Annotated in this window: 7 protein-coding genes; 4 read left to right on the plus strand and 3 right to left on the minus strand. The window is 38.3% G+C overall.

What is annotated here, in order from left to right:
• Window positions 1-135 precede the first annotated feature (135 nt).
• Both FJR06_RS23335 and FJR06_RS23340 read right to left on the minus strand, forming a co-directional pair.
• Window positions 136-399, minus strand: coding sequence for a DUF4351 domain-containing protein (locus FJR06_RS23335; RefSeq protein WP_041457907.1), 264 nt, complete (start codon window positions 397-399; stop codon window positions 136-138).
• A gap of 68 nt (window positions 400-467) precedes the next feature.
• Window positions 468-1,340 (minus strand): DUF4351 domain-containing protein, encoded by an 873-nt coding sequence (locus FJR06_RS23340; RefSeq protein ID WP_168652372.1) that lies wholly within the window; start codon window positions 1,338-1,340, stop codon window positions 468-470.
• Between the two features lie 493 nt (window positions 1,341-1,833).
• On the opposite strand from FJR06_RS23340, the gene FJR06_RS23345 reads away from it, so the two are divergent.
• The 4 genes from FJR06_RS23345 to drmB all read left to right on the plus strand — a co-directional run bounded on the left by FJR06_RS23345 (window position 1,834) and on the right by drmB (window position 8,528).
• On the plus strand, window positions 1,834-2,088 hold the full coding sequence (locus FJR06_RS23345; protein WP_015079924.1) for a UPF0175 family protein: 255 nt from the start codon (window positions 1,834-1,836) through the stop codon (window positions 2,086-2,088).
• The gene (locus FJR06_RS23350) at window positions 2,078-2,566 is read left to right on the plus strand and encodes a DUF3368 domain-containing protein (RefSeq protein ID WP_168634688.1); all 489 of its coding nucleotides are present in this window, start codon (window positions 2,078-2,080) and stop codon (window positions 2,564-2,566) included. Before FJR06_RS23345 ends, FJR06_RS23350 begins: the two co-directional genes overlap by 11 nt.
• Before the next feature lie 91 nt (window positions 2,567-2,657).
• Window positions 2,658-6,536, plus strand: coding sequence for a DISARM system helicase DrmA (gene drmA, locus FJR06_RS23355; RefSeq protein WP_168652373.1), 3,879 nt, complete (start codon window positions 2,658-2,660; stop codon window positions 6,534-6,536).
• 111 nt (window positions 6,537-6,647) lie between these two features.
• On the plus strand, window positions 6,648-8,528 hold the full coding sequence (gene drmB, locus FJR06_RS23360; RefSeq protein ID WP_015079927.1) for a DUF1998 domain-containing protein: 1,881 nt from the start codon (window positions 6,648-6,650) through the stop codon (window positions 8,526-8,528).
• A 442-nt stretch (window positions 8,529-8,970) separates the two neighbouring features.
• On the opposite strand, the gene FJR06_RS23365 is transcribed toward drmB, so the two are convergent.
• Window positions 8,971-11,499, minus strand: coding sequence for a mannose-1-phosphate guanyltransferase (locus FJR06_RS23365; RefSeq protein ID WP_168652374.1), 2,529 nt, complete (start codon window positions 11,497-11,499; stop codon window positions 8,971-8,973).
• Between the last annotated feature and the right edge of the window lie 163 nt (window positions 11,500-11,662).

The raw sequence follows: 11,662 nt of genomic DNA on the forward strand, positions 1-11,662 counted from the left end.
TGAATCAGGATGTCCAGGATTATAGGATTTACAGGATGTTGTAAAAAAATAGTCGGTTTCAACCGACTTTAGCTTTTAGACAGGGAATTTATTCCCTGTCTATAATGATGATAAAATGACCAATGTTGGGGATGATTAATCTTGATTTGAATTTAACCAAGTTCCCAAATCATTGATATTTGAAAAGTCTAATAAAGCATCTGCTAAATTATCCAACTTTTCAATATTCAAAGTTTTGATTCTATCAACCAATGATGAATCTAATTCTCCAAACCGGCGATTAAGTTGACGGATAATTGTCCGTTGTTCACCTAATTCTCTACCTCGTTGTTCACCTTCTTTTCTACCCTTTTCTTCGCCTTTTTGCAAAATATCTTGATAAATTACTGATTCTCGCATAATATCCTCGTCTTATAGAGAAAGTCCGTTTTAACGGACTCTCATAAAATTACAGTTGTTAGTGTTGATTAATTTTGACCTTCATGTTGATTGTCATTTAACCAAATTACCAAATCATTGATATTAGAAAAGTCTAATAAAGCATCTGCTAAATTATCCAACTTTTCAATATTCAAAGTTTTGATTCTATCAACCAATGATGAATCTAATTCTCCAAACCGGCGATTAAGTTGACGGATAATTGTCCGTTGTTCACCTAATTCTCTACCTCGTTGTTCACCTTCTTTTCTACCCTTTTCTTCGCCTTTTTGCAAAATATCTTGATAAATTACTGATTCTCGCATAATATCCTCCCTAAGTAATTGACTAATCAGTTGTTTCTCAAACCGTAAACCTGCTAAAATCTCAGTACAGGCTACAATATCCCGCTTGATTTCTATTTCCTCAATTTTAGCAACACTTTCAGCAACCTGCGATAATAAACTTTGAGGTGCATTTGTGCGGGTTAATGGTGCTAATGGTAAAAGTGCGGGATTATTAAGAAATAAAACAGGGTCTTGTTCCCACATTCTAATTACTTGATAATGGTGGGTAGTATTTACATCTTGGTAAACATTGATAAAAGCATTTTTATCTTCTGTTTCCTGGAGGAAAATCACGACTTGGATAATGGTACATTCGGGATATAGTCTTTTTAACCGAATATAATAATCTAGGACGCGGAAAGGAATGGGTTTTCGAGAAGTTGATAGTGTCTGAAATTCGATGTGTAAAATTTGGTTTTCACTTTTCAGAAACGTGACAAAATCAGCACGAATTGGTTCAATACTCAATTCGGTTTTTAAAACTTTGACGCTTTGTGGTTCTTCTGGTAGTAACCACCGGGCAAAATCAAGAGGGTATTTTTCAGCTAATAGCTTACAAACGTTGTCAAAACTCACAGCTTGAACAGAATTTATATAGTATTTTTAATTATAACTTAAATTGGTAATTGTCTGATAGCGAAGCGTGGCATTAGCCATATCAGGATTTCCAGGATTATAGGATTTTCAGGATGTGATTTTGGTATTTTCTGTGTGGTGTTTGGGAGTTGTTATTTGTCTGAATCAGGATTTACAGGATTATAGGATTTTCAGGATTATAGGATGTACGGGATGTAAGTGTTTTATTGTCTATGAGACATACAGATTTGAGGATGACATATAATGAATAAATGATTTGATGATTTATCTGCTATTATTAGTTGACTATGATGGTAACTCTATTTTATAATCTTAAATATTCACAGACAATTTACCAATAACACCCTGTAAATCCTTAAATCCTTAAATCCTGGTTATCCTGATTCAGACAATATAAAATTATTATTACCCAATTCCCAATTCCCAATTCCCAATTCCCAATTCCCAATTCCCAATTCCCAATTCCCAAACCATGAAAACCATACCTATTCAATTACCAGAAACCGCATTTTCTGCACTGCGAAAAAATCCCGAAGAATTTGTGCAAGAAATGAAAATTGCAGCCGCCGTAAAATGGTACGAATTAGGTGATATCTCGCAAAATAAAGCAGCAGATATAGCCGGACTAACTCGGACAGAGTTTATTTATGCTTTATCTCGTTATCGAGTTGATTTTATGCAATATACAGCGGAAGAATTAGCTGAGGAAATGTCAAATGTTGATTAATCGCATCATTATTAATTCCTCACCTCTAATTGTGTTGTTTAAAAGTCAACAAGCAGAATTATTACCACAATTATTCACAGAAATATTAGTTCCAGAAGGTGTTTTTGAAGAAGTTACTCAGGGAAGAGAAGAAGATATTGCATCAAGACAATTATCTACTGTTCCTTGGATACAAAGAGTAGTAATTGATAGCATAGCACCTGAAGTAGCAGCTTGGGATTTAGGAAAAGGAGAATCACAGGTATTGAGTCTAGCGTCAAAAAATTCAGATTATGCGGCTATTGTAGATGATAGAGCAGCACGGCGTTGTGGTCAATCATTAACTATTATTACTATGGGTACAGGAGGTTTATTAATATTAGCGAAAAGGAGGGGATTAATTTCTAGTGTATCTCCTAGAATTGAGGCTTTACGTAATGCTGGATTATGGTTATCAGACAGTATGGTTAATATACTTAAACACCAAGCTGGTGAATAAAAATTAGCAACCTAAAAAACAAACTTCCCAATTCCCAATTCCCAATTCCCAATTCCCAATTCCCAATTCCCAATTCCCAATTCCCCAATATATGATTATCCAACTTCCTGCAATTCTCCCCGGTGAACTTGATTTAGTAGAGATAAATAAAAAACTCCGTCAACATCAAATTATCTTAGATTGGAGTAGTGTAATTTCTGCACCAGAATCACAATTAGAAATACTTTTAAAAGGAATTGATTCAGTAGAAGATGTTGATTGGTTAGGAATAAATGGAGAAATTAGTGATCATATTGCTGCGGATATTAATAATTATATCAAAACCCATACCAAAACCGAAAAACAACAACCTATTTTATCATCAAATATACCTTCAGCTTATAAAATTCGAGAAGAATTAGAAATAGCAATTATTAACGATTTACTCGGTCCTGCTGGTGGTGAAGATGAAGAATTAGATGAAAAGAGTGTAAGCGATCGCTATTTAGTAGGACTACTTGCACCCCAACACCGTCGCATCACTGAAGAAACAATAGAAAAATCCAGTGTTGTTAATCAAATATCCAAAGATGATAATTTAGATAATTCGGATAATTTAGATGATAATTTACGGGAAGTAGATTGTTATTTACCCGGAAATAATGATGAATTAGCTATTAGTGGTAAAGGTACTGTGGAAGATGGTAGTACAGAAGTTAATGTCCCTCCATTAGAAACTATGTTTCCATCTTCTTTCGGAATGACATTTTGTGTTAATGGTACAGCTAAAGCATTACAAATTACCGCCGGTTGGGGACAATATAAAAAAGTACCTAGCAGAATCTTGAACAAAGTAGATAGTCACACTAAAAAAGTTTGGAAACGGGAACAAATTCGCTCTAATTCTCCTACTATTCCTTTAATTGAGGGAGTAATTAATAATTGGATAGTTGATCCACAATATCCAGAAGTTTATGTAAAAGGACAAATTAGGAAACAAAATAACGGTGATTTTATTGTCAGTTTATTTTTAATCAATGGACAAAGAGAAACTAAAGAAAAACGAGATGAAACTTGGTTATTTCAACCAGAATTAAGGGTTAAATCCGCCGATTCTCAACATCCTGATATTTTCTTAAAACGACATCAACCCCGATCATTAGGAAAATTAGATCCTGTAATTTATACTGAAGAAAAAACTATGGCCATGCTTTACCGTAAACAGGTAGAATTTGCCATTGGTCATGGTGTCAGTGTCCATGCAAAAACAGCATCAAGAACTGAAGAACGTGCTGTTGAATTATCAATTTCAGTAATTCCAGCTTATGAAGTTCCTAAAACCTCTCCTCCACAAGTAGACGAAATTCCAGAATTAGCAGGATTGGTTTTAGATATGCAAGAATTATCTACAACTGCAACTGGTGATCTTGCTAATAAAATTAGTCCTTTAATTACAGCTTATCAGAGTTGGATTAATACCCAAAAACAACGGATATCTGACCCCGCAACCGGATTAACAGACTATGAAAATGAAGCGAAAACTGCTATTCAAAAATGTGAACAGACTTTAAATAGAATTAGGGAAGGACTGACATTGTTACAAACCGATGAAAAAGCAGCAGACGCTTTTCGGTTTATGAATCAAGCAATGTATTTACAGAGAGTTCATTCTATTTATTCAGAACAAATCCGTCAAAATAAAACCGCAGATTTACAGCAAATTTCCCTTTCTCAACCTCGCTGGTTTCCCTTTCAGTTAGCATTTATTTTACTCAATTTACCCAGTATTACCAATTTACATCACCCAGATAGAAGTCATCCCCAGGATGCAGTTGCAGATTTACTTTGGTTTCCTACTGGTGGGGGTAAAACTGAAGCATATTTAGGTTTAACAGCTTATACTCTGGGTTTACGCAGATTACAAGGTAATATTGCGGGACGTTCTGGAGAGTATGGGGTTGCTGTTCTCATGCGCTACACGCTACGATTGTTGACTTTACAGCAATTTCAACGCGCTACGACTTTAATTTGTGCTTGTGAATCTATCCGCAAAACAAATGAAAGTAGATGGGGTAAAGAACCTTTTAGAATTGGTTTATGGGTAGGTCAGCGCACAACCCCTAATCATACCAATCAAAGCGAGGAATTTTGTAAACAAGAACGGGGACAGTATCAGCAAAGCGGTAGCGGTTCACCCCATCAATTAAATAATTGTCCTTGGTGTGGTACTAAAATTAACCCCGGTAAACATATAAAAGTTGAATCTGTTGCTAAAGGAAGGGGACGGACATTAATATACTGTGGTGATGATTTAGGACGGTGTTTATTTACTGAAAAACAATCTCCGGGTGAGGGTTTACCCATTCTGGTGGTTGATGAAGAAATATATCGCCGTTTACCAAGTTTACTAATTGCTACAGTGGATAAATTTGCCCAAATGCCCTGGAAAGGTGAAGTACAAATGTTATTTGGTCAAGTGGATGGCTATTGTCAGCGTCATGGGTTTCGTTCTTCTAATATAGAAGATACAGATTCACACCGTAAAACTACTAATTTAGCTGCTGCTAAAACTATCCCCTTTAACAAGCTGCGACCACCAGATTTAATTATTCAAGACGAGTTACACCTAATTAGTGGACCTTTGGGGACTTTAGTGGGACTCTATGAAACAGCCGTAGATGAGTTAGCATCCTGGGAAGTTGATGGTAAAAAAGTACGCCCTAAAGTTGTGGCTTCTACGGCTACGATTCGCCAAGCACAAAGTCAAATATATAACTTATTTTTGCGAGATTTACAGGTTTTTCCTCCGCAATGTTTGGATGTGGAAGATAACTTTTTTTCCCGTCAACGTCAACCTAGTGAAATTAATCCCGGTAGGCGTTATTTGGGAATTTGTGCCACAGGACGCAGGTTAAAAGCGGTATCAATTCGTGTATATATAGCGATTTTATCAGCTTCCCAATTTCTGTATGAAAAATATGGCGATCGCGCTGATCCTTGGATGACCCTAGTAGGTTATTTTAATTCCATGCGAGAATTAGGAGGAATGAGAAGGTTAGTAGATGATGATGTGCGTATTCGTCTAGGAAAAATGGATCGTCGGGGACTAGCAAAAAGACTGAGAATAAATTTAGAAGAACTGACATCACGCAGAGACTCTACAGAAATTCCAGAAATTTTAGACAGACTCGAAACCACCTTTGATCCGCAAAAAGATGCCGAAATTAAAACCAAGCGGAAAGCAAAACAAACAGTTAATCAATTAGAACCATTAGATGTTCTCCTAGCTACTAACATGATTTCCGTAGGTGTGGACGTAAAACGGTTAGGTATTATGGCAGTAACAGGACAGCCAAAAAACACAGCCGAGTATATTCAAGCTACCAGCCGTGTAGGGCGGACATATCCAGGTTTAGTATTAACAGTGTATAATTGGGCGCGTCCTAGAGATTTATCCCATTATGAAAGATTTGAACATTACCACGCCACCTTTTACCAGCACGTAGAAGCCTTATCATTAACACCTTTCGCGCCCCGTGCCATTGATAGAGGTTTAGCAGCATTATTTGTTACATTAGTGAGGTTGGCAGGTAAGGAATTTAATGGTAATGACCAAGCAGGAAGAATTGAACGCCACCATCCTTATATTAAAGCTGCAATAGAGACAATTTGCGATCGCGCCGGATTAGTAGGGGATGCTGAAACCCAGAAAATGGTAAAACAAGCACTAGAAGCCAAACTAGATATTTGGTTAAGCAAAGCCCAAAACATACAAGGTGGGGGCATTCTTAAATACCAAATAGAAAAGCGGGACGGTTTAACCATAGAACTATTAAAATCAGCAGGTCGAGAAACCTGGCAAGATTTTACTTGTTTAAATTCCCTACGCAATGTAGAACCAACCGTAGGATTAATTTTACAAGACCAAGTACCCGACGACGACATTAACCGCCTTCCAGAAAAAATGACCAAACAGAAACAGAATTTGTAAACATATTCCCAATCCCCAATCCCCAATTCCCAATTCCCAATTCCCAATCCCCAATTCCCAATTCCCAATTCCCAATTCCCAATTCCCAATCCCCAATCCCGAATCCCCAAAATGTATAAATACAAAGTTGGCGAATTACGCCCCAGTCAAATATTATTTTCCTTCGGTGTCGGTGCTGTACTTGACCTACCCAACCTCTCAGTTATGGTCATGGGTTTAGAAGACTGGAACACTCAAAATGCACTCGAATTAAATGAACCAAGACTTTTAGCTGCTGTTCGTAAAGAATTAGGTTCACAAGTAAAACGACTGCTTTCACCTCCCACGCCTCCAGAAAATGTCACATCATCTGGTCCCTTTGATGAAGTCAACAGAATAGGAATCCCAGTCGCACCTTTTCCTAGTTGGATGGTTTGCCCTAAATGTCATTTACTTGCTTCCCTAAAATCAGAACTTTTTCAATTAAAAGAAAATCCTTACCGACCAGATCAAACTAAATATGTTCATAAAAATTGTCCTAAAAGCAAAAAAGAACCAACAGCCATACCCTCACGGTTTCTTGTTTCTTGTGAAAGAGGACATTTAGATGATTTTCCCTGGAGTTACTTTGTCCATCGAGGAGAAAATATTAACTGTAATGGCGCTTTGAGATTTGAAGAATATGGTGTATCTGGTTCTCCCAGCGATATTTTTGTAATATGCAGTTGTGGTCAACAACGCCCTTTATCAGATGCTTTTGGTGAAAGCGGAAAAGAAAATATGCCTCGTTGTCGCGCCCGTCATCCCCATTTACGTGACTTTGATGATACCTGCGACAAACAAATGAAAACCATTTTATTAGGTGCATCTAATAGTTGGTTCCCCATTACCCTTTCCGCTTTGTCAATTCCTGAAAGTTCCCATCAATTATTCCAAATAATCGAGCAATATTGGCACGTTTTAAATAAAGCTACCAGCCAAGATATTTTAAAAAGTAATCTAGATTTATTACAAGCGATCGGTCAATTTCCTGAATTATTAACCGAATTATCAAAACATCCCCTAGAAGAAATCTGGACAATAATTGAAGAAAAACAAAATCAACAAGAAAGTAATTCAGATGATAAAAATGCCAGGGACTTAAAAACTCCAGAATGGGAAATTTTTTCCCAAGCAGACCCCAATTTTAATACACCAGATTTTCAGTTAAAACCAGTCAAACCTCCTGCTGGCTATGAAGATTATTTTTCCCAAGTTGTATTAGCAGAAAGATTGCGGGAAGTTCGCGCCCTAATTAGTTTTACACGGATTCAATCACCGGGTGACTTTATAGATGAAGGGGAAATACTCACGGAACATTTAGTAGACTTGAGCCGGAAAAATCCTCAATGGGTTCCCGCAAGTGAGGTAAAAGGGGAAGGTATTTTTATTCAGTTTAACGAAGAAAAATTGAGTCAATGGGAACAAAGTCAACTATTACAAGATTATCAAAATCGAGCTTTTGAAGCTCATAAACAGTGGTGTAAAATTCGTTCTCTCGACCCAGTGAAAATAACATTCCCTGGAGTTCGCTATATTTTACTACACTCTTTCGCCCATGCCCTCATGCGACAAATGGCAATAGAGTGTGGCTATAATGCTGCCAGTTTAAAAGAACGAATTTACTCCAAACGTCCTCAAGAAGAAGGTAGTCCAATGGCAGGTGTACTGATTTACACCGCAGCACCTGACAGCGAGGGAACTTTGGGAGGCTTAGTAAGTTTGGGAGAACCAAAAAAGCTGGGTTATCATATTGACCAAGCTTTAGAACAGATGCAGTTGTGTACTTCTGACCCCTTGTGTGCAGAACATACCCCTTTGAAGGGAACAACTTCTCTACATTGGGCAGCTTGTCATGGGTGTTTATTCAGTCCAGAAACCTCCTGTGAACGGGGAAATAAATATCTAGACCGTGCAGTTTTAGTTCCCACTGTACCAGGGGAAACGCATCTAATTTATTTTGACAAAATGTAACTTATATGAATGGATAAAAAGGGTACTATTAGTAGCGTAATATCAATCTAAGAAATGTATGCGAAGAAAAATTGAAGTCAATAGACCTCTGGTGAAAATGAATGTAGAGACGTTCTATAGAACGTCTCTACAAGGGTTTCAAACCACGCACATTTAATTACCGGAGATGTCTAATGGGAAAACGAAGGTTGAGACAGGTTATTATATCAGTAGTTTGACAAATAATACCCAATTAAGAAAAAACTATGGGTTTCAAAGTAAACGCGGTTTAATCAAGGATTTTGTAAGCATTTGAATTCAATTATATGTTTTCTTCGCTATTGATACACTAAAATAGTATTTTGTCAAGATAATTTAGATGCGTTCCCCCTGCTCTGGAGTGCCTCTGCGTCTGTGCGTGAGAAAACACATCATAAAAGGTGGGGAAACCCCACCCCAAAAATTACATATCCAACCTGTAATTTTCCTGTTCACGTTCCACAAAATGCTGGACACGGGCGCGGTAATCTCTGAGGGTTTCATCAACCCAATCCCGATCGCTACTGTTAACATAGAGATGGACTAACGGCTCACTGGCATCAGGTAAAACCAACAGCCAATTGTCATCATAGGGTTGACGGATTTTCACACCGTCAATTAACTCCAAATTTTGCGCTGGGTGGGTTTCCACCAAATAGCGCATTAACGCCCCCTTAGCAGTCCAAGGACAGCGAACTGTGTAACTTCTATTAATCACACGAGGTAATTCAGAACGTACGGTTGCCAGCGATCGCTCTTGAATAGTTAACATTTCAATTAGCTTGGCAATACAGAACATCGAATCAAAGCCTGGATGTAATTGGGGAAAAATAAACCCAGTTTCCCCACTCCCACCTAAAACCACATTGGGATTTTTCTGACAAGCTTCCATTAAAGCCGTCGGATTCGCTTTAGTTCTAATCACATGACCATCATGACGATGGGCGACCAATTCCACCGCACTGGAAGCATGAACCGGCACAACCACCGAACTTCTGGGATTTGCAGTTAACATCATATCAACCATTAACGCCGTTAGCATTTCCCCCCGAATGGAAAAACCCGATTCATCAACTAATATGAGTTGTTCCCCATTAGCGGATACCTGCACACCAAAATTAGCATTTACTGCTTCCACAACATGGCCTAATTGAGTTAGCAGTAATTCTCTATCAGCGTTGGAAATGGCCGTTTTATTCAAACTAGCATTTAGCACCACCGCATCAGCCCCAAATTTATCTAACATTTGCGGCAGAACTGCCCCAGACACAGCGTAAACATAGTCAATGACCACCTTTGCCCGACTGTTCCGCAGAGTATCCACATTCAATAATTTTTCAAAAGCCTTACCATAGCAATCCACTAATTGACTAGAATAGACGACATCACCAATTTCATGACTTTGGGAACGACGCATATCTTCTTTAAAATACGCCCCCTCAATTTTCTTTTCTTGGGCTTTAGAGATATTAATCCCCTTAATATCCATAAATTCAATCAAGATATAATCCCGACGTTCTGGGTGAACCCGCACATGAATCCCTCCGGCTACTGACATTGTGGGGATCACAGTTCGAGCGATGGGAATGGCTGTAGTATCTAGATTCTGGACATCCACACCGACAGACATTAAACCAGCAATTAAAGAACGTGTCACCATGCGGGAAACATTGCGCTGGTCACGAGAAACCGTTACCACTGAACCTGGTTTCAAAGTCGAACCATAGGCAGCGCCCAACTTCACCGCAAACTCTGGGGTAATATCAATATTGGCTAAACCCTGGACTCCGCGCTGTCCAAATAAATTCCGTTGGGCAGTATTTCCCCAAATCAGATTAATATTTAAAATTGCCCCAGACTCAATCTTTTTACTCGGCCACACCCTCACCCCAGGGCTGATTTGCGCTTCTTCTCCCACGGTAGACAATGAACCCACTACAGCCGCTTCTAATACGTGAGCGCGTCTGTCTACACGAGTCCCACGAGCAATTACACAAGCCGATAATTGGGCTTCATCACCAATAATTGCTCCATTCCAAATAATTGGTCGCTTTAAATGAGCATCAGCACCAATTGTGACATTATCACCAATTACTGTCCCATCTTCAATTTTTACTCTCGCGCCAATGCGGCAATTGTTACCAATTATGGCTGGGGTTTCAATTTTGGCTGTAGGATCAATATAAGTATTTGCTCCTACCCATAAACCGGGAGCAATTTCTGGATAAGCCACTTCTAATTTTACCTTTCTTTCTAAGCCATCATACTGAGCTTGTCTGTAGGCATCCAAGTGACCCACATCGCACCAGTAACCCTCGGCAATATAACCATAAATTGGCTCGTTTTTGGCTAGTAATAAGGGAAATAAATCTTTAGAAAAGTCGCATTCAATATTTTCTGGTAAATAGTCTAAAACTTCTGGTTCTAAAATATAAGTTCCAGTATTAACAGTATCAGAAAAAATTTCACTAGTAGAGGGTTTTTCTAAAAATCGGTTAATCCGTCCTTCGGTGTCGGTAATTACCACACCAAATTCAATGGGGTTAGGCACACGGGTTAAAATTAAGGTGGCTTTTGATTGTTTTTGTTGATGAAATTCAATGGCCGCAGTTAGATCAAAATCTGTGATACTATCACCGCTAATGACTAAAAAGGTTTCATCTAATAGTTCAGCAATATTTTTTACACAACCTGCTGTTCCTAATGGTTGGTCTTCTTCGATAGCATAGGTCATTTGTACGCCAAAATCACCACCATCTTGAAAGTAATCACGGAGAACATCTGGTAAATAATGTAATGTAGCAATTACTTCATAAATCTGGTGTCGTTTCAGGAGGTTGATAATATGTTCAGCAATGGGACGATTTAAAATAGGCACCATTGGTTTGGGTAAATCGCAAGTCAAAGGACGTAACCGCGTTCCTGAACCACCTGCCATTAAGACTGCACGCATAAATCCTCCTAAACTTGGCTAAAACTATAATGTTTTTCTTCCTTTAGTCTCATACAGATATTGAGATCTAAGGAACTTCCCTAAGAAATATCTTATGAACTACCCCTGGCTAACTTCGTTTGAGCCAGGGGTTTCTACATCCCCTAGCGGAGCCTGAGATTTT

The sequence above is a fragment of the Dolichospermum sp. UHCC 0352 genome, assembly GCF_009711925.1.
GTDB lineage: Bacteria > Cyanobacteriota > Cyanobacteriia > Cyanobacteriales > Nostocaceae > Dolichospermum > Dolichospermum lemmermannii.

Excerpts from the sequence above, each read along its gene's own strand:
- FJR06_RS23335 (WP_041457907.1), bottom strand. The coding sequence starts at position 399 with ATGCGAGAATCAGTAATTTATCAAGATATTTTGCAAAAAGGCGAAGAA.
- FJR06_RS23345 (WP_015079924.1), top strand. The coding sequence starts at position 1,834 with ATGAAAACCATACCTATTCAATTACCAGAAACCGCATTTTCTGCACTG.
- FJR06_RS23350 (WP_168634688.1), top strand. The coding sequence starts at position 2,078 with ATGTTGATTAATCGCATCATTATTAATTCCTCACCTCTAATTGTGTTG.
- drmA (WP_168652373.1), top strand. The coding sequence starts at position 2,658 with ATGATTATCCAACTTCCTGCAATTCTCCCCGGTGAACTTGATTTAGTA.
- drmB (WP_015079927.1), top strand. The coding sequence starts at position 6,648 with ATGTATAAATACAAAGTTGGCGAATTACGCCCCAGTCAAATATTATTT.
- FJR06_RS23365 (WP_168652374.1), bottom strand. The coding sequence starts at position 11,499 with ATGCGTGCAGTCTTAATGGCAGGTGGTTCAGGAACGCGGTTACGTCCT.